General features: G+C 60.1%; 23 protein-coding genes and 1 pseudogene. 10 read left to right on the forward strand and 14 right to left on the reverse strand.

Annotated features, from left to right (window positions below; translation table 11 throughout):
* From speB to IF189_RS13245, 6 genes and pseudogenes are all read left to right on the forward strand, one after another.
* A complete protein-coding gene (speB, locus tag IF189_RS13220; protein ID WP_134826727.1) occupies nt 1-960 on the forward strand; it encodes an agmatinase in 960 nt (319 codons plus the stop codon).
* A gap of 88 nt (nt 961-1048) precedes the next feature.
* Complete coding sequence (locus IF189_RS13225; RefSeq protein WP_085708180.1) at nt 1049-1765, forward strand: helix-turn-helix transcriptional regulator; 717 nt, start codon at nt 1049-1051, stop codon at nt 1763-1765.
* Between the two features lie 51 nt (nt 1766-1816).
* Complete coding sequence (locus tag IF189_RS13230) at nt 1817-2158, forward strand: nuclear transport factor 2 family protein (RefSeq protein ID WP_085708179.1); 342 nt, start codon at nt 1817-1819, stop codon at nt 2156-2158.
* 22 nt (nt 2159-2180) lie between these two features.
* Nucleotides 2181-3299 carry a cell division protein ZapE gene (gene zapE, locus IF189_RS13235; RefSeq protein ID WP_134826728.1) on the forward strand — a complete coding sequence of 373 codons (1119 nt, stop codon included), beginning with the start codon at nt 2181-2183 and terminating at the stop codon, nt 3297-3299.
* 17 nt (nt 3300-3316) lie between these two features.
* Nucleotides 3317-3898, forward strand: coding sequence for a DinB family protein (locus IF189_RS13240; protein WP_192553473.1), 582 nt, complete (start codon nt 3317-3319; stop codon nt 3896-3898).
* A gap of 97 nt (nt 3899-3995) precedes the next feature.
* Nucleotides 3996-4493, forward strand: a pseudogene (locus IF189_RS13245) (GNAT family N-acetyltransferase).
* 83 nt (nt 4494-4576) lie between these two features.
* On the opposite strand, the gene IF189_RS13250 reads toward IF189_RS13245, so the two are convergent.
* From IF189_RS13250 to IF189_RS13260, 3 genes are all read right to left on the reverse strand, one after another.
* Complete coding sequence (locus tag IF189_RS13250; RefSeq protein ID WP_134826730.1) at nt 4577-4783, reverse strand: hypothetical protein; 207 nt, start codon at nt 4781-4783, stop codon at nt 4577-4579.
* A 226-nt stretch (nt 4784-5009) separates the two neighbouring features.
* Nucleotides 5010-6758, reverse strand: coding sequence for a phosphoethanolamine transferase CptA (locus IF189_RS13255; protein WP_134826731.1), 1749 nt, complete (start codon nt 6756-6758; stop codon nt 5010-5012).
* 213 nt (nt 6759-6971) lie between these two features.
* Nucleotides 6972-7154, reverse strand: coding sequence for a DUF6026 family protein (locus IF189_RS13260; RefSeq protein WP_085708173.1), 183 nt, complete (start codon nt 7152-7154; stop codon nt 6972-6974).
* 272 nt (nt 7155-7426) lie between these two features.
* On the opposite strand from IF189_RS13260, the gene gnd reads away from it, so the two are divergent.
* The 3 genes from gnd to IF189_RS13275 are packed head-to-tail and all read left to right on the forward strand — an operon-like array spanning nt 7427 to nt 10733.
* The gene (gene gnd, locus IF189_RS13265) at nt 7427-8407 is read left to right on the forward strand and encodes a phosphogluconate dehydrogenase (NAD(+)-dependent, decarboxylating) (protein WP_134826732.1); all 981 of its coding nucleotides are present in this window, start codon (nt 7427-7429) and stop codon (nt 8405-8407) included.
* Nucleotides 8404-9927, forward strand: a complete 1524-nt coding sequence (gene zwf, locus IF189_RS13270; protein WP_134826733.1) for a glucose-6-phosphate dehydrogenase — start codon at nt 8404-8406, stop codon at nt 9925-9927. Before gnd ends, zwf begins: the two co-directional genes overlap by 4 nt.
* Nucleotides 9924-10733, forward strand: a complete 810-nt coding sequence (locus tag IF189_RS13275) for an HAD family hydrolase (RefSeq protein ID WP_134826734.1) — start codon at nt 9924-9926, stop codon at nt 10731-10733. Before zwf ends, IF189_RS13275 begins: the two co-directional genes overlap by 4 nt.
* A 45-nt stretch (nt 10734-10778) precedes the next feature.
* On the opposite strand, the gene nhaB is transcribed toward IF189_RS13275, so the two are convergent.
* From nhaB to IF189_RS13290, 3 genes are all read right to left on the reverse strand, one after another.
* A complete protein-coding gene (gene nhaB, locus IF189_RS13280) occupies nt 10779-12281 on the reverse strand; it encodes a sodium/proton antiporter NhaB (RefSeq protein ID WP_134826735.1) in 1503 nt (500 codons plus the stop codon).
* 74 nt (nt 12282-12355) lie between these two features.
* A complete protein-coding gene (locus IF189_RS13285) occupies nt 12356-13645 on the reverse strand; it encodes a hypothetical protein (protein WP_134826736.1) in 1290 nt (429 codons plus the stop codon).
* Between the two features lie 282 nt (nt 13646-13927).
* Nucleotides 13928-14194 (reverse strand): hypothetical protein, encoded by a 267-nt coding sequence (locus IF189_RS13290; protein WP_085708167.1) that lies wholly within the window; start codon nt 14192-14194, stop codon nt 13928-13930.
* Between the two features lie 344 nt (nt 14195-14538).
* On the opposite strand from IF189_RS13290, the gene IF189_RS13295 reads away from it, so the two are divergent.
* A complete protein-coding gene (locus IF189_RS13295) occupies nt 14539-15864 on the forward strand; it encodes a sigma-54 dependent transcriptional regulator (RefSeq protein WP_114882782.1) in 1326 nt (441 codons plus the stop codon).
* Nucleotides 15865-15958: 94 nt separating this feature from the next.
* Here IF189_RS13295 and IF189_RS13300 read toward each other — a convergent pair whose 3' ends face one another.
* The 8 genes from IF189_RS13300 to pnuC form a co-directional block, all read right to left on the reverse strand.
* Nucleotides 15959-17266 (reverse strand): transporter, encoded by a 1308-nt coding sequence (locus IF189_RS13300; protein WP_085708165.1) that lies wholly within the window; start codon nt 17264-17266, stop codon nt 15959-15961.
* Nucleotides 17267-17312: 46 nt separating this feature from the next.
* Nucleotides 17313-18059: a hypothetical protein gene (locus IF189_RS13305; protein ID WP_134826737.1), complete on the reverse strand. Its 747-nt coding sequence runs from the start codon at nt 18057-18059 to the stop codon at nt 17313-17315.
* Between the two features lie 44 nt (nt 18060-18103).
* Nucleotides 18104-18784 (reverse strand): C39 family peptidase, encoded by a 681-nt coding sequence (locus IF189_RS13310; RefSeq protein ID WP_085708163.1) that lies wholly within the window; start codon nt 18782-18784, stop codon nt 18104-18106.
* Nucleotides 18785-18847: 63 nt separating this feature from the next.
* The gene (locus tag IF189_RS13315) at nt 18848-19846 is read right to left on the reverse strand and encodes a heme utilization protein (protein ID WP_134826738.1); all 999 of its coding nucleotides are present in this window, start codon (nt 19844-19846) and stop codon (nt 18848-18850) included.
* A 68-nt stretch (nt 19847-19914) separates the two neighbouring features.
* The gene (locus IF189_RS13320; protein WP_085708161.1) at nt 19915-20484 is read right to left on the reverse strand and encodes an adhesin; all 570 of its coding nucleotides are present in this window, start codon (nt 20482-20484) and stop codon (nt 19915-19917) included.
* A gap of 1 nt (nt 20485) precedes the next feature.
* Entirely contained in the window at nt 20486-20935 is a 450-nt protein-coding gene (locus tag IF189_RS13325) for a hypothetical protein (RefSeq protein WP_085708160.1), read from the reverse strand.
* Between the two features lie 345 nt (nt 20936-21280).
* The gene (locus IF189_RS13330; RefSeq protein ID WP_134826739.1) at nt 21281-21805 is read right to left on the reverse strand and encodes an AAA family ATPase; all 525 of its coding nucleotides are present in this window, start codon (nt 21803-21805) and stop codon (nt 21281-21283) included.
* Nucleotides 21802-22365: a nicotinamide riboside transporter PnuC gene (gene pnuC / locus IF189_RS13335; protein ID WP_119426166.1), complete on the reverse strand. Its 564-nt coding sequence runs from the start codon at nt 22363-22365 to the stop codon at nt 21802-21804. The genes IF189_RS13330 and pnuC overlap by 4 nt, the downstream gene beginning before the upstream one ends.
* Between the last annotated feature and the right edge of the window lie 70 nt (nt 22366-22435).

Consider the following 22435-nt stretch of genomic DNA (forward strand, 5'->3'; position numbering starts at 1 on the left):
ATGGACGTGCCAATGCAAAACGATCAGGCCCTGACCCGTCACAGCCTTTACGGCACTGCTGCCGAAAGCACCTACGCCGGGATCACCAGTTTCATGCGCCGGCGCTACAGCCGTGATCTGCGGGGCGTGGACGTGGCCGTCAGCGGCGTGCCGTTCGACACCGCCACCAGCAACCGTCCGGGCGCCCGTTTCGGGCCGCGCGGGATTCGTGCAGCGTCCACCGGGATTGCCTGGGAACGTCATTGGCCCTGGGCGTTCGACCCGTTCGATCATCTGGCGGTGGTCGACTACGGCGATTGCGACTTCGATTACGGCTCACCGCACACCATCCCGGAAAGCATCGAGGCCCACGCCGAGCACATCCTCAGCTCCGGCAGTGCGATGCTCACCTTCGGCGGCGACCACTTCATCAGCTATCCGCTGCTCAAGGCCCATGCGCGCAAGCACGGCAAGCTGTCGCTGATCCACTTCGACGCCCACAGCGACACCTGGCCGGACGAGGGCGGCAAACGGGTCGACCACGGCACCATGTTCTGGCACGCGGCGCGGGAAGGGCTGGTGGACCCGGCGCGTTCGGTGCAGATCGGTTTGCGCACCACCAACGACGATCATCAGGGCTTTCAGGTGCTGGACGCACGGCAGGTGCATCGCCGTGGCTGCGAGGCGATTGTCGAGGCCATTCGCACGCGGGTCGGGGACAATCCGGTGTACCTGACGTTCGACATCGACTGTCTCGATCCAGCGTTTGCTCCGGGCACCGGCACCCCGGTCTGCGGCGGGTTGAGTACGGTGCAGGCGCTGGAAATCCTAGGTGGCCTGCGCGGGATCAATCTGGTGGGCATGGACGTGGTGGAAGTGGCCCCGGCCTATGACCATGCGGACGTGACGTCGCTGGCGGCGGCGACACTGGCCATGGAGATGCTGTGTCTGTACGCGGCGAGGCACAAAGTCGACGCGTAATCAGCTCTGAGCCTGGTGAAAGCTCCTGACAATTTCTGACACCAGGCTCTGCTAAGCTCCGGCAAATTTCCGTCCAGAGCCCCGCATCGTGTCGCGAACCACTCGTCTACTGACTTTGCTGCAAGTGCTGCGCGGCAAGAAACGCCCGGTGACGGCGGCGACGCTGGCGTCCGAGCTGGAGATCTCCGAACGCACCCTCTATCGCGACATCGCCGAATTGACGGCTCTCGGCGCGCCGATCCACGGCGAGGCGGGCATCGGTTATGTGCTGCGCAGCGGTTTGTTTCTGCCGCCCTTAATGCTCAACGCCGATGAGACCGAAGCCATCGTTCTGGGCTTGCGTTACGTCGATCAGCGCGGCGACGAGGTCCTGAGCAAAGCCGCAGCGGACGCCTTGGCGAAAATCGCGGCGGTACTGGATCCCCAGGCCCAGGAAGCGCTGCGCAATCCGACGGTGATGCCCGGGCCGCCCGGTTACGGGTTCCCACAGAACGTGGTGCCGCTGAATGTGTTTCGTCAGGCAATCCGCGATCAGGCCAAGCTGCACATCGATTATGCCGACGCACAACAGGTGCCGAGCCAGCGGCTGATCTGGCCGTTGGCGCTGGGGTTTCTCAACGAGGTGCGGATCATCGTCGCGTGGTGCGAGTTGCGCAGTGCGTATCGCACGTTTCGCACCGACCGCATTGCCGCCGCCAGCTTGCAGGGCGAGCGTTATCCGGGACGTCGCAGCGACCTGCTGCGCACTTGGCAGCGACAGATGCAACTGGACGACAACGGGCGTTTCACTCCTGACAAAAACTGACGCAGGGCTGTTCTAGGATGGCGTCAGAACCGAAAACAAGGAGTTGCACTCATGTTCCATCCCACCTCGATACTCGCCCCGGCCATCGTTGAGTACATCAACGCCGCCAATGCTCGTGATACGTCCCGGGTTGGCAGTTTTTTCGCCGAGGATGCCCATGTGTTTGATGAAGGCCGCCATCAGGTCGGCCCGCAGGCCATCGCCGACTGGATGCAAGACACCGCCCAACGCTATCAGCCCCGGGTCGAGGTGCTGGGCGTCCAGCAGCGCACCGGCAAGGTGCTGGTGCAAGGGCTGATTTCCGGGACGTTCCCCGGCAGCCCGCTGGAGCTGCGCTACACCTTTCGCCTCAACGAACAGGGCAAAATCGCACGGCTGGATATTTCCGTGTAGCCGTCGTGGCATACTGCCGCGCATGACTTTCGACTCCCCCTTAAGCGCCTGGCAACATGCCGTCGAGCACAAGGGCTTCATCCAGGATGAAGCCCAGGAGCACGCGGTCTGGGCGTTGCAAAAATGCCATGAAGCCCTGCACGCCGGTGCCCGTTCGGTCACCGGCGTCTACCTGTGGGGCCCGGTCGGGCGCGGCAAGACCTGGCTGATGGACCAGTTCCATCAAAGCCTGCGGGTGCCGGCGCGGCGGCAGCACTTTCATCACTTCATGGGCTGGGTGCACCAGCGTTCCTTTCAGTTGACCGGGATCGCCGATCCATTGCGGGCAGTGGCCCGGGAACTGGCAGCCGAAGTGCGCGTGCTTTGTTTCGATGAACTGTTCGTCAATGACATCGGCGATGCGATCATCCTCGGGCGGTTGTTTCAGGTGATGTTCGACGAAGGCGTGGTGGTGGTCTGCACCTCCAACCTGCCGCCGGATCAGTTGTATGCCGACGGATTCAACCGTGACCGCTTCCTGCCGGCGATCACGGCGATCAAGCAGCATATGCAGGTGGTAGCGGTGAACGGCGCTGAAGATCATCGATTGCATCCCGGTGCCATTGAGCAGCGTTACTGGGTCGCTCTGCCGGGACAGGGGAGCGCACTGGGCAAGGTGTTCGACGCGTTGGCCGCCGGGCAAGCTGTCAGTGCCGAACCGGTGTCGGTCGGTTATCGCGCCCTGAATGTGGTGCAGGCCAGCGAGTCGGTGCTGTGGTGCCGTTACGCCGACCTGTGCGAGCAACCCTTCGCTGCGATGGACTTCATCGCGCTGTGCGACACCTACCGGGCTATCCTGTTGAGCGAGGTGCCGAACCTGAGCGCGCAAAAGCGCGAAGGGCGGATCGCCCGTGGCACCGAAGACGGCGCGGAGCGTGTCGTGGCCGGCGACCGCGAGTTGCCGCAACTGTCGGTGCACGATGACGGCGTGCGACGCTTCATTGCTCTGGTCGACGAGTGTTACGACCGCAAAGTGCCGCTGTACATCGAGGCGCAGGTGCCGATGGAGGCGCTGTACACCGAAGGTTACCTGGAATTCCCGTTCCGCCGGACCCTCAGCCGTTTGCAGGAGATGCAGCTGCAACGCTTTGCCGACATTTGATGCACGGAGGGCGCGACATGCCTCAGCCACTGTCCCATCACTTGCTGACCATGGCCTATCAGAACGCCTGGGCCAACCATCGGCTGGCCAAGGCCTGGCTGCAACTCGATGACACGGAGCTGGCGGCACCCAGGGTCAGTTTCTTCCCGAGCATTCGTCTGACCCTCAATCACATCCTCACGTGCGACTGGTTCTACGTCGATGCACTGGAACGCGAGTTGCGTGGTGACGAACCGCATCCCGATTGCTACGTGTTCTTCAATGCAGACGAACCCTTCGCCGAGGCCCAGGCCTTGCGCCGCGAACAGGCCCACGTCGATCGCCGCTTGATCGCCTACAGCGAGCAACTGCGCGATGCCGATCTGGGGCGCATCGTCACCATCGCCCGCGACACGCCGCAGCACGACAGCCGTCTGCGGATGATCTCGCACCTGTTCGAACATCAGATCCACCATCGTGGCCAGGTTCACGCCATGCTCAGCGGCACACCGGTGAAACCGCCGCAACTGGATGAGTTTTTCTGTGCCGGTGAATCCGGGCTGCGAGCCGAGGATTTCGCCGAGCTGGGCTGGACGGAGGAACTGATCTGGGGCCACTGAGACGGTCGGGTTGTGGTCGCAGGTTGCCTCGCGCTAAGGTCGGTGAGCCTTTCAGTGCGTATGAAACGCACCGGGGCCCGTGCGATCGAGGATGGAAATGGATTCCGCAGAGATTTTGGTACTTCAAGCCAGCTTTACCAACCCGCTGCATGCCGAGGCCATCGGTGTGGTGCTCAATCATTACGCCGAAGACCCGATGGGTGGTGGCTAGCCGATTGCCCCCGAACTGTTGCAGCAACTGCCCGCAGAGCTGGCCAAGCGGCCTCACGCGTTCAGCGTCCTGGCCTTTGTCGGCGGGGAGCCGGCCGGGCTGGTGAACTGCTTCGAGGGTTTTTCGACCTTCGCCTGCAAACCGCTGGTCAACGTGCACGACGTGTCGGTGGTGACCAAGTTTCGCGGCTTGGGGCTGAGTCAGAGAATGCTGCACAAGGTCGAGGAAATCGCCCGTCAGCGCGGTTGCTGCAAGATCACCCTGGAAGTGCTCGAAGGTAATGCCGTCGCTCAGAGCTCATACGCCAAATTCGGCTTTGCGCCGGGCATGTTCGACCCGAATCACGGACGCATGCTGTTCTGGATCAAGGAACTGCAGGCATAAAAAAGGCGCCCCGAAGGGCGCCCAACTGTCATCTGCGAAGCCAGAGCGGAGCCATCGCAGGTCCATCGGTAAACCTTGTTACATCACGGACGGTAATGCTCGGTGACCTGTGCGGTCTGGTCGTCCGGAACGCGGAGTTCGTTGGTTTTGGTGTCAGCCTGCTGGCTTTGGGCGGTGTGGACCGGGAAGTTTTCCCAGTGATAGCGCATCCGCTCGGCACCGCCCTCGGCGAAAGCGCTGGCGGATGCAAGTGTGATCAGACCGGCAAGGATTGCAGTCGTGATTTTCATGATTGTCTCCTGCGAAAAAATGTCGGAGCCGTTCATCCATGACTCAAACCCTTGAGGCGCAGTGTCCGTCGAGGGTATTAACCAGGGGTTAACGCGTGCCCCGTGCAGGTTTTACCGATTGTTACCGAAGGGGCGGAGAGGGCGATTCAGGAGAAAACAGGGGGTAGTGTCATTTCAGGGTGTGTGGCGAGAGCATGAAAAAAGGGCCGTTTCCGGCCCTTTCTGGTTATTGCTTGACGACTTCCTTCGGCGCCTCTTCGGGCTTTTTCGGCTTCATCAGGCTGAAGTCGATCAGGGCTCGCTGTTCGCGTTCGTAAGGGTTGCCGATCAACAGTGGACGCTGTTTGAAGCTGTCGCTGACCACGCTTTTGCTGCGGTCCAGTTCATCGAAACTCAAACCGGCCAGGTCCGCCCAGGTGTGGATCAGGTGGGCACTGCTGTAAGGCCGGCTCAGATCCGCGGCAAAACTCCAGTCGTGGTTTTCACGCCACTTTGGCGAGGCCCAGGCCATGAACGGAATGGTGTACATCGGCGCGGTCGGTTTGTTTTCGTTACGACCCAGGGTGGTGTGGCCCGCCGAGTCGAACACGTCTTCACCGTGGTCGGAGAGGTACAGCAGGAAACCGTTCGGATCGGACTTGGCGTAGTCCTTGATCAGGCTCGAGACCACGAAGTCGTTGTACAGCACCGCGTTGTCATAGCTGTTGTAGGTCGGCACCTGATCGTCACGCACACCGGCCGGAACGCCAGTGCGGTCCTGGAACTTGTCGTAGCTCGGCGGATAACGGTACTGGTAGCTCATGTGCGTACCTAGCAGGTGCACGACGATCAACTTGCGCGGTGCCGGGTCGGTCAGGGCCTTGTTGAACGGCTCGATCACGTCACCGTCGTACTGCGCGGCGTTCTGGTTGCGGTTGTTGTTCAGGTACACCTGCTCGTCGGCCTGTTCGGAGAAGGTCGTGAGCATGGTGTTGCGCTTGGTCATGGTCTGCTGGTTGGTGATCCAGAACGTTTTGTAGCCCGCCTGCTTCATCATGCTGACCAGCGATGGCGTGGACAGGTACAAGTCCGGGTTTTCTTCGTCGGCGAAGGTCAGCACCTGCTGCAGCGCTTCGATGGTGTACGGACGCGGGGTGACGACGTTATCGAAGACCGACAGCTGGTCCTTGAGCTTGTCCAGTTCCGGCGTGGTCTTGCGCTGATAGCCATAGAGGCTCATGCGCTGGCGGTTGGTGGACTCGCCGATCACCAGCACCAGGGTCGCAGGCTGATTGGCGCCGGCATCCTTGAGGTTATGTAGCGGCGGGATCTTGCTCGCGCTGTGGAGCATGCCCTGCATCTCGCCCAGGGTTTCCAGGTAGCGGTGGTAGGCCACGGCCATCTGCCATGGCACGGCCGGTTCGATGCGGGTTTCGAACTTCTCGAAACCGCCGGCGAAGCTGCCGGTGCGCTGGGTCTGCTTGATCAGCGGGTAACCGACTACGGCGATCAGAATCGCCATGGCCGCCACGAAGGCCCGACCGCGCGGCATGTAGACCGGACGCAGGCGGGTCCACAGGAAGTAGGCGAACGCGGTGTGAGCGAGGAACGCAGGAATCATCCACCAGGCGAAGTATTGGGTGATGTACTCGCCGGCTTCCGACACGTTCGACTCGAACATGATGAAGATGACGCTCTGGGAGAATTCCTGCTGATAGATGAAGAAGTAGCCCAGGCTGGCCATCGAGCAGGCCCACAGCACCACGCCGATCACGGCGGCGAGCAGGCGGGTACGCTTGGGGAACAACAGCATCGGCGCGAGCCAGACTGCGCTCATCACGAATGCCTGACGGAATCCGGTGAAGCCTGAGGTGCCGGTCAGCTGGATCAGCAGTTGAGTGATACCGGAGAAGTACCAGAAGAACACAAACAGCCAGATGAAACCGGCCCAGTCAAAACCTGCCGCAGCAGACTTGCTGCGTTTAAACCATGCCATTCAGCACTCCAACTCAGTCACCATTGCCACCGCCGGGACGTTTCATGATATCGGGAGCATGAAACCGACGAACGGAAGCCGCGCGCAGACACGCACGGCAGAATGGGCCGGAGTATCAACAAGCGAATGTGAAAACTTCGTTAGTTGCCGCAAATGGCAGAGGGCGGATCATGTCGGGAACGGCTGGGCAGCGGTTCCCGATCAGGCGGGCGGTCAGGCGTGGGGTGAGCGCTGGACGCGTGGCAGAGGCTTTGGCTCAACGCCTTGGGTCATCAGGCGCAGTTGCGCCAGCTCTTGTTTAAGCTGATCGCGTTCGTCTTTCAGTTGACGCAATTCATCGCGACGGATCGTGACGTACAGGGTTTGTGGCGGCATTGCTGTGTGTACTGTGCCCATTGCTCACCTCGCAAATGGCGTGTCTCAACTGCAGATCGCTCCCGATAACGAGCGCTGATCTGCTATCGGCGCCGATTCTGGTTTCTTTTGCTCGTGAATGGAACTTTTTTATTTTTCATGGTCGTTGTGTCTTCGCCACGTTTCCCGACGTTATCAGTCTGGATCGGGCACAATGCCCGGAAACTTCACACCGACGCTCTGGACTAACCTCCATGAGAGCGTTGGGCTATAACCTTTGACACACTTTTATTTGTAGTAAGGAGCATCAGCACATGCAACTCGGGATTATTGGACTGGGCCGCATGGGCGGCAATATTGCACGGCGTCTGATGCTCAACGGTCACACCACCGTTGTTTACGACCGCAATACCGCCTTTGTCGACACCCTGGCCGCCGAGGGCTCTACCGGCGTTGCCGACCTGCCTGCTCTGGTTGCAGGCCTGGCCAAGCCGCGTGCCGTGTGGGTCATGCTGCCGGCCGGCGCGCCGACCGAAGACACCATCGAAACCCTGAGCACGCTGCTCGAGGCGGGCGACACCATCATCGATGGCGGCAACACCAACTATAAGGATGACATCCGCCGGGCCAAGACCCTGGCCGAAAAAGGCCTGCACTACATCGACGTCGGCACCTCCGGCGGCGTCTGGGGCCTGGAGCGCGGCTACTGCATGATGATCGGCGGCGATGCCGAGACCGTTAAGCGTCTGGACCCGCTGTTCGCCGCGCTGGCCCCGGGCATGGGCGACATCCCGCGCACCAAGGACCGCAAGTCCGACGATCACCGTGCCGAGCACGGCTACATCCACGCAGGTCCTGCCGGTTCCGGTCACTTCGTGAAGATGATTCACAACGGTATCGAGTACGGCATGATGGCGGCCTTCGCCGAAGGCTTCGACATCCTCAAGACCAAGTCCAGCGAGCTTCTGCCGGAAGATCAGCGTTTCGACCTGAACGTGGCCGACATCGCCGAAGTCTGGCGTCGTGGCAGCGTGGTGTCGTCGTGGCTGCTCGACTTGACCGCCGATGCCCTGGCGGTCGACCCGAAACTCGACGGTTTCTCCGGTTCCGTGGCCGACAGCGGCGAAGGTCAATGGACCATCGAAGCGGCAATGGAACAAAAGGTGCCGGTACCGGTGCTGTCCAACTCGCTGTTCTCGCGCTACCGCTCCCGCGGTCAGGGCACGTTCGGTGACAAGATCCTCTCGGCCCAGCGCTTCGGCTTCGGCGGCCACGTAGAGACGCCTAAGAAATGACCCATACGATCCGCAGAAAATCCAAGGCAGAACCCGCACCACCGACCACGCTGTTTTTGTTCGGTGCCCACGGCGACCTGGTCAAGCGCTTGCTGATGCCGGCGCTGTACAACCTCAGTCGCGACGGCTTGCTTGACGAAAATCTGCGGATCGTCGGCGTTGACCACAACGCCATCACGGATGAAGCCTTCGCCCAAAAGCTCGAAGACTTCATCCGTACCGAAGTGGCGGCGAAGGTCGGCAAGGGCGATCAGATGCTTGATCCGGCCTTGTGGGCCAAGCTCGCCAAAGGTATCAGCTACGTCCAGGGCGACTTCCTGGACGACAGCACTTATTCCGCGCTGGCGGCGAAAATCGCCGACAGCGGCACCGGCAACGCGGTGTTCTACCTGGCCACCGCGCCGCGTTTCTTCAGCGAAGTGGTGCGCAGACTCGGCGCTGCGAAACTGCTGGAAGAAACCCCCGAAGCCTTCAGAAGGGTGGTGATCGAAAAACCGTTCGGCTCCGACCTGCAAACCGCCGAGGCGTTGAACGCCTGCCTGCTCAAGGTCATGTCGGAAAAGCAGATCTACCGGATCGATCACTATCTGGGCAAGGAAACCGTGCAGAACATTCTGGTCAGCCGGTTCTCCAACAGCCTGTTCGAAGCGTTCTGGAACAATCACTACATCGACCACGTGCAGATTACCGCCGCCGAAACCGTCGGCGTCGAAACCCGTGGCAGTTTCTACGAACACACCGGCGCCCTGCGGGACATGGTGCCCAATCACCTGTTCCAGTTGCTGGCCATGGTGGCGATGGAGCCGCCGGCCGCGTTCGGCGCCGATGCGGTGCGGGGCGAGAAGGCCAAGGTGGTCGGTGCGATTCGTCCATGGACCACCGAAGAGGCGCGGGCCAACTCGGTGCGCGGCCAGTACGGTGCCGGCGAAATCGATGGCAAGCCACTGGCCGGTTATCGCGAAGAAGCCAACGTCTCGCCTGAAAGCAGCACCGAAACCTACGTGGCGCTCAAGGTGATGATCGACAACTGGCGCTGGGTTGGCGTGCCGTTCTACCTGCGCACCGGCAAGCGCATGAGCGTGCGCGACACCGAGATCGTCATCTGCTTCAAACCGGCGCCGTACGCGCAGTTCCGCGACACCGAGGTCGACGAATTGCAGCCGACCTACCTGCGTATCCAGATCCAGCCCAACGAAGGCATGTGGTTCGACCTGCTGGCCAAGCGGCCGGGGCCGGCGCTGAACATGGCCAACATCGAGCTGGGGTTTGCCTACAAGGATTTCTTCGAAATGCAGCCGTCCACCGGCTACGAAACCCTGATCTACGACTGCCTGACCGGTGACCAGACGCTGTTTCAGCGCGCCGACAACATCGAGAACGGCTGGCGCGCAGTTCAGCCGTTCCTCGATGCCTGGCAACAGGACGCGAGCGTTCAGCCTTATGCCGCTGGCGAAGACGGGCCTCAGGCTGCCGATGATCTGCTGACTCGCGATGGTCGCGTCTGGCATGGTCTCGGATGAGTGAGCCGATCCGTTTTCTGCTGAGCGACATGGACGGCACGCTGTTGCTGCCCGATCACAGCCTCAGTCAGCGCACCATAGATGCCGTTCATTCATTGCGCGAAGCCGGCGTGTTGTTCAGCCTCGCTACCGGGCGACCACCAAAGGCCATGCTGCAACAGATCGAAGCCCTGGGCGTCGATCTGCCGACGGCGGCATTCAATGGCGGCACGATCGTCAACCCGGACGGCAGCATTCTGGTCGCACATTACCTGCCGGCCACGGCAGCGCTGACCGCACTGGCGCTGTTTGCCGATCAGCCGGAGGTCGAAATCTGGGTGTTCAGCGGTGGTGACTGGCTGCTCAAGGATCCTGATGGCCCAATGGTGCCCAAGGAGCAGCATGGGCTCGGTTATCCGCCGGTGGTGGTCGACAGTTTCGAGCCGTATCTGGAGCGCATCGACAAGATCGTCGCGACCAGCAACAACACCGACCTGTTGATTGAGCTGGAGGCGCGTTTGCTGCCGAAGGTCGAGGGCATGGCGCAAGTGTCGCGTTCGCAGCCGGTGTATCTGGATGTGACGGCGCTGGAAGCCAACAAGGGCGCGGCTCTGGCAACGATTGCTGCCCATCTCGGTGTGCCACTGGCGCAGACCGCAGCGATCGGAGATGGCGGTAACGACCCGGCGATGTTCCATGTCGCCGGCCTGTCTATCGCCATGGGCCAGGCAGAAGACGCCGTGAAGCGTCAGGCGGACTTGGTGACCGGGCCGAACACCGAGGACGGTGTGGCGCAGGCCATCGACAAGTACATATTGCCGCGTTGATCGATGCATAAAAAAACGGGAGCCCCAGGGCTCCCGTTGTTGTTTCTACAGCCAGTAACTCACGGCATACCAGCCCAGCAATCCCATCACCACCGTGTAGGGCAACGCCATCCATACCATCCGTCCGTACGACAACCGCACCAGCGGTGCAATCGCCGATGTCAGCAGAAACAGGAACGCAGCCTGACCATTGGGCGTCGCCACGCTCGGCAGGTTGGTGCCGGTGTTGATCGCAATGGCCAACGTCTCGAAGTGTTCACGGCTCATGTGGCCGGACAGGAATGCCTGTTTCACTTCAGTGATGTAGATCGTCGCCACGAACACGTTGTCGCTGATCGCCGACAGCAGGCCGTTGGCGATGAACAACATTCCCGGTTGCTGCTCGGCGGGCAGTGCCAGTACCCACTGGATCAACGGCGCGAACAGTTGCTGATCGTGGATCACCGCCACCACGGCAAAAAACACCACCAGCAACGCAGTGAACGGCATGGCGTCCTTGAACGCGCTGCCCAGACGGTGCTCGTCGGTAATGCCGGTAAACGCGGTGATCAGGACAATGACCATCAGACCGATCAAACCCACTTCGGCGACATGGAACGCCAGCCCGGCAATCAGGATCAATGCAGCGGCGCCTTGCACCATCAGCGCGGCGCGCTGGCGAGGCGTGCGTTCGGCATCATCTTCACGGGCGTAATCGGCCAGCACTGCGCGGACATTGTCCGGCAGCAAGGTGCCGTAACCGAACCAGCGCAGCTTCTCCAGCAACATGCAGGTCAACAGACCGGCCACCAGCACCGGCAGCGATACCGGCGCAACCTTAAGGAAGAATTCGGCGAAGTGCCAGCCCATCTCGTGGCCGATCAGCAGGTTCTGCGGCTCGCCAACCAGTGTGCAGACACCGCCCAGCGCGGTCCCGACCGCACCGTGCATCAGCAGGCTGCGCAGGAAGGCACGGAACTGTTCCAGATCCTCGTGATGCAGCTTCGGCAAGTGCTGATCGTCGCTGAATTCGCTGTCCTGACGCGGATCGTTGCCAGAGGCGACGCGGTGATAGACCGAATAAAAGCCCACAGCCGCACTGATGATCACGGCAGTCACGGTCAGCGCATCGAGAAACGCCGAAAGAAACGCCGACAAAAAGCAGAACATCAGCGCCAGCAGCATCTTCGAACGCACGCCGAGCAGCAGCCGCGAGAACAGGAACAGCAGCAGATCCTTCATGAAGTAGATGCCGGCGACCATGAACATCAGCAGCAGGATCACCGGGAAGTTGTGCTGTAACTCTTCGTACAGCGCCTGGGGCGTGGTCATCTTCAACAGCAGCGCTTCGATCAGCAGCAAGCCGCCGGGCATCAGCGGGTAGCATTTCAGCGCCATGGCCAGGGTGAAAATGAACTCGATCACCAACAGCCAGCCGGCAGCGACAGGACCTGCCGACCACAGCACCACAGCGTTGAGAATCAGGAACCCGACGATGCACGCCTTGTACCAGCGGGGCGAATGCCCGAGAAAATTGTGCGCGAACGCCTGGGCCATCGAACCGGACATCGGTTGCTCCTTGCTTTAAGAAGCGCGCAAGGTGCCGTAAGCGCTGGGCAAGATCAAGTGTGGGAAGTTTCTGTTCATGGGTTCAGATAGCGCGCAACCACGGCGCGGTAGTTGCCATCCAGTGAATAGCCGCCGACCAGAATCCCGCCTTCCGGTTGCACGGCCAGCGATGTAGCGGTATCGAGGCTGCGGCCCAGTCGCGTACGCAACCAGCCGTGGCCGGCGCCGAAGCTGTGATCGAGGCGACCGTCGGCCAGATACCGCGCAACGATGAAATCGGCCTCGACCCCTCCAATCGTCGCGCCTGCCGCGATAAGCCGACCGTCCGGCATGCGTTGTGCGGCGCTCCACTGGCAGCCGCTGGGGCCGATGTCCAGCAAGGTGGGTTGACCGTTGTTGCAGTGCAGGTCGGGGCGACCATTGCTATGGACAGACAGCACCATGCAGCGGATCGGGTCGCGGCTGCTGCCAAAGCAATGCAGATGATTCGCGGATTCGATGACCTGGTTGACCAGCGCGCTGTGTCCTTGAGCCTTGAAGGCCAGGAAACCGTCCAGCGCAAAGCGTTCGTCGAGCTGCCCGTCCGGCAGGTAACGTGCGAGCAGGCCTTCCTGGGGGAAGTCGATGGCGCCGGCCACCACGATTCGTCCGTCTTCCTGTAACAACAGACCGCCCAGCCAGGTGTTGAGCAACAAGTGTCGGACCATCACAAAACCTCGGCCATTGAAGGTCTTGTCCAGATGGCCATCGGGGGTAACGCGGATCAGCATACCGACGTGGTCGGCCAGTGAGCAGTGGTGATTGGCAATCAGCAGGATATGTCCGTCATCCTGGACTGCGAAATCACAGGCTTCTGCTCCCGGGACACCGGGTGGCAGCCAAGTGTCGCGAGTGCCCATGGACAGATCGCCGGGCAAACGCACTATTTTCCGGCCGTTGTCGCCGAACTCCGGGGCTGGTCGGCCCTGCGCATCGAACAGGGCGAGGGCGGGCAAGGTGCGATGTTCGGACTCGTAATGCAGGCCTGCCAGCAGAATTCGCCCGTCAGGCAAGACCTGGACCTTGCTGCCCGTGGCTTCGAAACCAGAGGCGAACTGGCCGATCACGCTGCCCTGAAAGCCGAAGCCAAGATCCGCGGAGCCATCATTCAGCAGACGGGCCAGGCCGAAACGGCTGCCTTGAGACGTGCCAACCTTGGCGGCGATCAGGATACGACCTTGCGGGTCAAGGGCTACATGCTGGGTCAGACTGGACGTGCTACCGGAAAAATAAACCTGAGCCACGCCATTATCGGCAAATCTCTTGTCGAGTTGTCCGGCGTTATTCGCTAGCGCCGGGAGCGCAATAGCGGACTGGATTAACATGCCTGCTCCTCCTTGCAAGTTGACCAATAGCCGGGAGCCGGGTCGGTAACTGCATGGCGAAACATTCAATCCCTGTAGTCGCACAAGTACAACTGACAGAACTAACAGGTGGAGCGTCGTTGTGTGCCAGAACAGTGACTTTTTGAACCAGTCGCAAGCCTGCCAAGCATTCAGACGCGAAAGTGTGGAGGAAAGTTGTACAAAGTGGCTGAAGTTAAAAAGGATTCAGCAACTTGAAAGAAGAGGGCGGATGACTTGAACGTCATCCGCATTGCCCTCGGATCAGTGTGGCATCGACCAGGACTGCAGTGCGTAACCTTCATCGCTCAGTTCAGCACGAGCCTGTTGCAACAGGCATTCGAGCTGGGCCGGATCGGAATAGGCGCTGCTTGGGATGCGCGTGCGACCGATCTGCGAGTTGGTGCGGTCGATAACGGTCAGGCTCAGTTCGCCATTGCCGTCTTGTGGGGCCCAGGCCACGCATTGAAAAGGTTTGAACGCGTGGTTGGCAATCAAAAGAGCTTCGTTGATACGGAGCGGGGCGGTCATGGGGTCTTCTCTCTGTAGTGCCCAATCAAGTGATGTGCCGTCGGTTGGGCTTACCGTTCGGCGAGTTACTTGTACTGATGCACGCAACCCGCCGGTAGGTCACACAGGATTTGAAGAAATTTCGACTTTCTTTCATACAATCTCTGTTACGGCGTTTTTTGAAAGCTGGGTGAAAGAATCGAGTCGATAGCCAACTAACAAAACAGGTTCTTATAACTGCTTCACTTGTACACCTATAAGCAATCGATACAAGGCGCCGTCAAATTCTTGCTAATGTTACAGCCAGGTCTGCCAAATGACTGTTTTTACAATCATTTCCTATAATTTGGCGCCAAGGAACAGTCATGAGCGAAGCGCCTGCGTTACGACGTTTATTGGTAGTCGACCCTTGTGACGACTGTCACCGATTGTTGCCCGGTTTACGCGCCGTAGGCTGGGATGTTGATAGTTGTAGCCTGGAAAATGCCGCCGACCGCAGTTGCGATGTCGGCCTGCTTCGTTTGCAGCCTTTTCACCTGGAACGTCCCGAAGCCGTCAAAGAGTTGATCAGCCGCAGCGGTACCGAGTGGATTGCCGTGCTGAATCAGGAAGTGCTGCGCCTGCAGAACGTTGGCGACTTTGTTTGTGAATGGTTTTTCGACTTTCATACCTTGCCGTTCGACGTGTCGCGGGTCCAGGTCACCCTCGGTCGGGCGTTCGGCATGGCGCGCCTGCGTGGCCAGGGCAATGTCCATGTGGACCAGCCGGAACACGAGCTGCTCGGCGACAGCAAACCGATCCGTGAACTGCGCAAGCTGTTGAGCAAACTGGCTCCCACCGAGTCACCGGTACTGATTCGCGGCGAAAGCGGAACCGGTAAAGAACTGGTCGCCCGCACTTTGCATCGGCAATCGCAGCGCCACAGCAAACCGTTCGTGGCCATCAACTGCGGGGCGATTCCCGAACACTTGATCCAGTCCGAGCTGTTCGGTCACGAAAAAGGCGCGTTCACCGGCGCCCATCAACGCAAGGTCGGACGCATCGAGGCGGCAAACGGCGGCACATTGTTTCTCGATGAAATCGGCGATCTGCCGCTGGAGCTGCAAGCCAATCTGCTGCGCTTTCTTCAGGAAAAACACATTGAGCGAGTCGGCGGCAGCCAGCCGATTCCGGTGGATGTCCGGGTGCTGGCGGCCACCCACGTCGATCTTGAAGCGGCGATCGAGAAAAAGCGCTTTCGTGAGGACTTGTACTACCGGCTCAATGTGCTGCAAGTGGTGACCGCGCCGTTGCGTGAGCGGCATGGCGATCTGTCGATGCTGGCCAACCACTTTTCCCATTTCTACAGCCACGAAACCGGCCGCCGGCCGCGCAGCTTCAGTGAAGACGCGCTGATCGCCATGGGCAAGCACGACTGGCCGGGCAATGTTCGTGAACTGGCCAACCGTGTACGCCGGGGGCTGGTGCTGGCTGAGGGTAGGCAGATCGAGGCTCGCGACCTGGGACTGATCAGTCAGCAGTCGCTGGCCACTCCGATGGGTACCCTTGAAGACTACAAGACCCGCGCCGAACGCCAGGCGTTGTGCGATGTGCTGAACCGGCACAGCGACAACCTCAGTGTGGCCGCCAAGGTACTGGGGGTTTCACGGCCGACGTTCTACCGCTTGCTGCACAAACACCAGATCCGCTAGGGCGCGGTGCTTCTTCGGGGAAGAAGCTGAAAAGGCCCGCTGCGAGTGCATCGCAGCGGGCCTTTTTATGATGTTGCGTTCAGGGTGGGGCGGGTTAGAAGTAGTACGGGAATTTCAGGCTGAAGGAAAAGTCCGGGGCATCGTCGGTCATGCCGATGGACAGGTTGGGCACGATGGTCAGGTTGTCGGTGGCCGCAATGGTCATGCCGACGTTGAAGTAACCGGCGTTGGCGTCACTGGACACCACCGATTCCCAGTCCCCGCCATCCTGTTTCAGCTTGCTCTTGCGTTGTACAAGGTCAGAGACCGAGAACGACATACTCATTTTTTCATTGAGTGCGAAGGCTATGCCTGCGCCGATCTGGAAGCTGTCGCCGATGCGGACCTTGCCGGGGGTTTTCTGGTTGACCGTGGAACTGATGTCGTCAAACGACTCCTCCAGGTTGTGGGTGTAGGACAAACTGCCGAACAGCACGGCCGGGTCAAACGTCTTGACCAGCGAGATGCCGGGGGTGATCGACCAGACGCCGTTACCGGTCGGCAGGGTGTCAGGCACGAACAGGTTGGTGTTGGCGTCGGTCTGGCGCAGTTTGATGCCGAACGGGTCCTTGCCGGTTGGGGCCTTGACTCGCAGGGTGACCACCGCGTCCGGGGTGTTCACCGACTCGTCCAGGAACTTGTAGGCGATACCGAAGTTGACGTCGCCAAGGGTCGGATCCCGCGAGACATCCTGTTCCGTGGTGACGTTGGCTGCGCCCTGATTGCCGCCGCCCGACTGATAAGTCGAATCGCGATACACCACAGGCACGTTCACATCGAACTGCCAGCGGTTATCGAAGTTGTAGCGGCCCGTCAGGTCGAGGGTCCAGGTGTCGGCCTTGATCCGGTCGAGGTTGATGTTGCCCAGAAAGATCGAGTCCAGTGCCAGGAAGCCGTTGAGAATCAGCTGGCGAGTGTCATAACGCGAATAGGTTATGCCGGTTTCCAGGCTGAACTTGCCGCCGCCGAAGAAGCCGCTGGCCTCGTCGTACAGGTTGGACACACTCTGTGCTGGTTGTGAATCGTCGGCCAGCGACTGGCCATAGGATGCGCCACTGCCCCCGGCGGCGCCCCCCGACGCTGCTGCGGCCCCGGTACCGGTGGCCACTTTGGGATTGCCTTTCATGTCGGCTGGCGACTTGGCCAGACGTTTTGGTGGTGGAGAAGCCGGTTGGTCTTCGACCTGGCGGACTCGTTGCTCGAGCACCGCCAGGGCTTTCTGTTGCACTTCGTATCGTTGCTTAAGCTCCAGAAGTTCCTGTTTCAAGGTCTCCACATCCGCATCGGGTGCTGCTTGCAGCATCGCCGCGGGTAGAAGAGTACTCAAACATACAGCGGCACGCAGTGATACTGATCGATACATGAATAAGCCGTCCCTTTAAGCCCAATGGATCGAGACTCAGCGTAGTTCAATATCCGATATTGCGTAGTGCTCTGAGTTGACTCAAATTGCAGTCCAGTGCGCCGGCGCTCATGCCGTTATTGTTAAGGACAACATTGAGTTGCGTCAGGTTGTTGACGACGTTTGCATTTCCGAGCAAGCGGGTGTTTTGCAGCAGACCTCCTTGAGCCACTTGTTGCAGGGCCGTGCCCTGATTGCCTGCGGCCTGAATGGCCATTTGCACGCCACCGCCAGTGGCCGAAACCGCGACACTGCCAGCGGCATTACTGCCGGAAATCGTTTGTCCGGCCATCAAGGCCTGCCCTTGGGCCGGTACCAGCGCGGGGGCCTGATTGGCTTCGGAAACATTGATCGCCACGTTGTTGTAGGCCGTGTTGCCGTCGCCGGCGGCGCGGACGCTTTGCGTCACGCCCTGGGAACTGTTGAGTCCTGCGCCACCAATGACCGAGCCGGTACCCGTTTGCGGGGTGCTGCCGTTGCCGGTTTCCTTGATGGTCGAGACATAGAATTCGGGTTTTACGGTTGCTGCCTGCAATTGCATCGAGGTCGCAGCCCCGATCAGATCACCGCTGGCGTTGCGCCAGGTACTGCTCATGACGATGCCGAAGCTGATGATCCGCCCCGGCATGACATAACGACCGCGAAGCTGTGACAGCTCCGAATCCTGGATTTCTATGGGTTTGAATCCTGCATTGGCATAGCCTGACGCACTCGCTGCCAGGCAGGCGGCGGCCAGCCAGTATGAGGTTTTCATCTGCTGCTCCCGGGACATCCAGCCCCACTCTTTATAATCGGCGATTAAAAGAAGTCGCTCTGTATGAACCCGAAGTCCATCAATTCAGCATCTTTGACGGGGTTGAAGTTATCCAGCTTGTTCTTGGCGGTCAGCGGTGCCGGAGGACTGCGTAATGCATTGGTCTTGTCGTATCCGGGGCCGACGATGGCAAAGACAATGCCGTTCCAACCTTTGACAAAGTCATCATGGGCGTAGCGTTTGTGTCCTAGAACCGGGTCTCCGATGTAGACCCAATCCTTGTCTGCCCGCTGCAGCACCACGAAATGCTTGTAGCCGCGAATTTCCATCAGTACCACCACCGGGATAGTGACCGCGTCGAGTTTTTCCGGCGGAATCTTGTAGCCCCTGGCGCGCATGCCGATGCTTTCTATGTAGCGCTTCATATCCAGCATGGAAAAACCCTGAGTACGGACAAGGTCCTGGTCGGAGTTGACCAGCATGCCTTTGATGATGTGCTCCTCATCGACGTCGAGCCAATAAGCCTGGCGCAGTACCGTCGCCAGTGCGGCGGCGCCGCAGCTGAAATCGGTTTTTTGTTCGACGATGTCGGAAAACTTGCGCTCACGAATGCTTTGCACGTTCTTGTAGACGAGTGTGCCACCCGGCAGGGCAGCCACGGGCATCTGGGCAGCCTGGGCGAGGCCGGACAGGCAAAGCAGAGCGAGGAGGGTAGTCTTACGCATGATCGATACGCCTATGCGGACTGAGGAAAAGCCCCGTTTCCGGGGCTTTCGTTTCGATCGCGATTACATGCAGGCTTTGCAACCTGCAGCGATGGACAGCGAGTTGCTTTGTTGGTTGCCAACGCCGGCAGCGTTGTTGAAGCCACCGTTGCCGGACCAGTTGTTGCCCACGTTGGTCATGTTGGCGTTGTTGGTGACAGGGTTTTTCCAGCCGTCTGGGGTCATCACTTGTTGAGTGGTCACACCAGCCAGACCGAAGACACCCACGGCAACGAAATCAGATTTCTGATCTTTGCCGCCGTTACCACCGTGGCCACGGTCGTTGTCGCCGTAGCCGCCACCATAACCACCATGACCGTGATCATCGTCTTTGGTGGTTGCAGTGCCCGCGGCCACGAATGCGCCGCCTGCGGTGAATGTGCCAGTAAGGGTATCTTTTTTGTAGGTCTGAGTGCCGTTGTTGCCGACTTGCAGACCGGTGGTGCTTTGGTTGGCGGCGGCAGCGGCTTGCGCTACACGACCACCGGATACAGCGATTGCCAGGTTGTTTTTCTGTTGGTTGAAGTTGCCGGCGGCGTTGTTCACGCCGATGTTACCCGAGCCGCTGTTGCCGACGTTGTTCAGGCTGGCATTGGCAGTGCTGGAGTAGTTGGCAACGGTGTTGTTGGTGTTGACCTGGGTTGCGCTGGAGGCGGATACGGCGGAGCCGAAGATGAAGCTTTCGTCGGCGGTTGCCAGTGCAGCGGCGTTGTCTTGCTGGTTGCCGTCACCGGCAACGTTGTTTGCGCCGATGTTGCCGTTGGCGCCGTTGAGGGAGCCGCTGACGTTGGCGTTATTTTGAGTGCCCTGGTTCAACACGGTGTTGCCGTTGTTGTTTTGCACATCAAGCACTGCAGCACCGGCACCAGCGCCGATTTGCAGGAGTTCTTCAAGGGTTGGGCCTTTTGGGCCGTGATCGTGACCATGACCGTGATTGTCATCACGACCGCCTGCCTGTGCTGCGATTGCCATCACTGCTGCGAGTGCGAAAACCAGTGGTTTGAGAGCCATTGTAGGTTTCATGGTGTTTCTCCGTCGTGCTTATTAGTTGGTTAAGTGTTGGTACTTTCTAATTGCACTGCTTGTTTGGGTCAGTCAGCGACCCGGATGCTCAGGGTGTTAGCCATTCGGTTCCCCACCCCGGCACTCTGGTTCACCTGGATTACCCCGCGACTGCCGGTGAAGGCCTGATCACTTGTCGTGACCTGGCGACTGCCGGGGGTACCAGTTGCTCCTGAGCTCGGTAACAACGCCACGTTCTGTTGGGAAAGGGCGCTATCGTCAACGCTCTGCGGTGCAGCACTGATGCTGATGCGCATGGCGTTGGCCATCTGGTTGTTGGCCCCGGAACCCTGGTTCACGCCCAGTGCGCCGTTGCCGTTACTGAATGAGGTGCCGCCGATGGTCGAGCTCGCGTTGATCGAGCGGTCGGCGGGGGTGTCGAGTTTCTGGTGAATGGTGGTGGTGGCGCTGGCCGACGTGCCGATGGCAATCGACTTGACGTTGGTCTGTTGTTGCTGGTCGCCGGCGGCCTGGTTGACGTTGAAGTTGCCGTTGTACTGAACGCCGGAGTTCTGAATGTTGGCGCTGTCCACGGCGCTCGGATCGGCCATGACGCTGGTGCAGCCAAGCAGAGCAAGCAGGAGCAGGGAACGATTCATCTTATTGGCCTCCGGCCATGCGGGTCAGCGGAGCCAGACCGGTGCTGAGGGAGCGGTTGATGGTGTTGGAAATCGTGCCGCCACCGCCGCCGCCGTGACCGGCACTCATGCCGGGCAGGCCGTTTGGATTGGTCAGGACGTTCATGCCGGGCAGGCTGGAATCAACCCCGATGTTGCCGCGAATGGATGAGCCACTGGCTACACTGGCAAAGTCACCGTCATTGAGTTCGGTGCTGGTCATCGCCTGATTGATGCGACCGGAAGGGTTGGCATTGACGGTGGTGGGATAGGGGTCTTTGCCGAAAGCGCTGCGTCCGATCGGAATGGGCTGGACGTCGCGGTTGAGTACGATCACGCCATTGCCTTCGGCCTGAACGTTGAAACTGAGGAATGTGCTGGCTGCTGATCCGATCAGCAGAAGGCAAGTGAAGGCTTTGTTGATGTTTCCCACGGCGGCAATTCCTTCTTCAGTGGGCTGGCCCAAGTCAGCGTTGTGAAGGAGAGAGCGAAAGCTGTGCCGGTTTTTAAATGTTCTTGGATTTCAACGGGTTGGCTCGAAGGTGTGCAGGGCTGATACAAAACCTGTTTCAACATTGAAACAACGCGTCATCGGTACAAGCGCCCATACCTGTTGCAAAGCTCTGGAACAAGGGTTTGCGAGCAGGTGTTTCACTGGCGTAACAAGTCGGGTGACAAAGCGATGAAGGCCGTTGAGACGGGCACTTTGCACCGGGGGGAGTGTTTCAGGAACGGACACTTCTGCCCCGGGACGGGGGACATTGACCCGAAAACCGGGTCAGCCTTCCAGCAAGGTCCGTACGGCGTCGAAGGCTTGGGTCTGCCGAGCGGCCCAGTCGCCCTGAATGATCCTGACGGGCTGGTGATGTTGCTCAAGCCAGGCCTTGGTGGCGTTGAAGAACCCCAGTCGTTCACTCAACTGCGGCTGGCAGCGCTGGCCATCGTCGGTCCAGTCGATCTGCTCCGGGGAGAGCAACAGGTGCAGGTCGTAATGACGCGCCAGCAGTTCCGGTTCCAGCCAGTCCGGACAGTCGCCGAACAGCGTCTGACTCCAGAGAATATTGCTCAACAGATGAGTGTCGAGAATCAGCAACGATGGCTGCTGCGCTCGCGCCTCGTCTTCCCACTGCAACTGGTCGCGGGCAATCTCGGGAATGTCTGCGAGGCAGGTGTCCCGAGGATTCTGCTCGATGAACCAGCGCACATATTCATCCACCCGCAAACCGCCGAACTGTTGCTGCAGGCCGGCCGCCAGCCAGCTCTTGCCGGTGGATTCGGGCCCGGTCAGGACAACGACTTTCATGCGCGCAACGCTGGATCGGCGCGCCATTCCCGCCAGCCCTGCACCGCGATCAGGGTGAAGAGGGCGTACAGCGCAGCGGTGAGGTAAAGGCCCTTATAAAGGAACAGGCCGACGAAGATCACATCCAGCACGAACCACAGCGCCCAGCATTGCAGGCGTTTGTGGGCCATCCAGAACTGCGCAACCAGGCTGAAAGCAGTCAGCGCCGCGTCGAGCCAGGGCTGCGCGGCATCGGTCCAGTGCGCCATGGCTGCGCCTAGCAAAAGGCTGCCGGCGGCGCCGATGGCCAGCCCTTGCAGAATCGAACGGGAGTCGAGCCGGCTGACCTCACGCCCGTCATGCATCGTCCCGGCCCGGGTCCATTGCCACCAGCCGTAGACTTGCAACGCGGCGTAAACCACTTGCAGCAACATGTCCGAATACAGCTTCACCTCGAAGAAGATCCAGCTGTAGAGCAGCACCATGACCAGCCCGATCGGCCAGCACCAGGGGTTCTGTTTGACCGTCAGCCAGACGGCGATCACACCGAGGGCGGCGGCAAACAGTTCGAGCCCGGACATGCAAGATCCTTGGAGGGAGTAAAAGAGGGAGCGGATTGTACCCAAAAACCGGTGGGAGTGAGCTCCCACC

The organism is Pseudomonas sp. IzPS59, assembly GCF_014863505.1.
GTDB lineage: Bacteria > Pseudomonadota > Gammaproteobacteria > Pseudomonadales > Pseudomonadaceae > Aquipseudomonas > Aquipseudomonas kribbensis.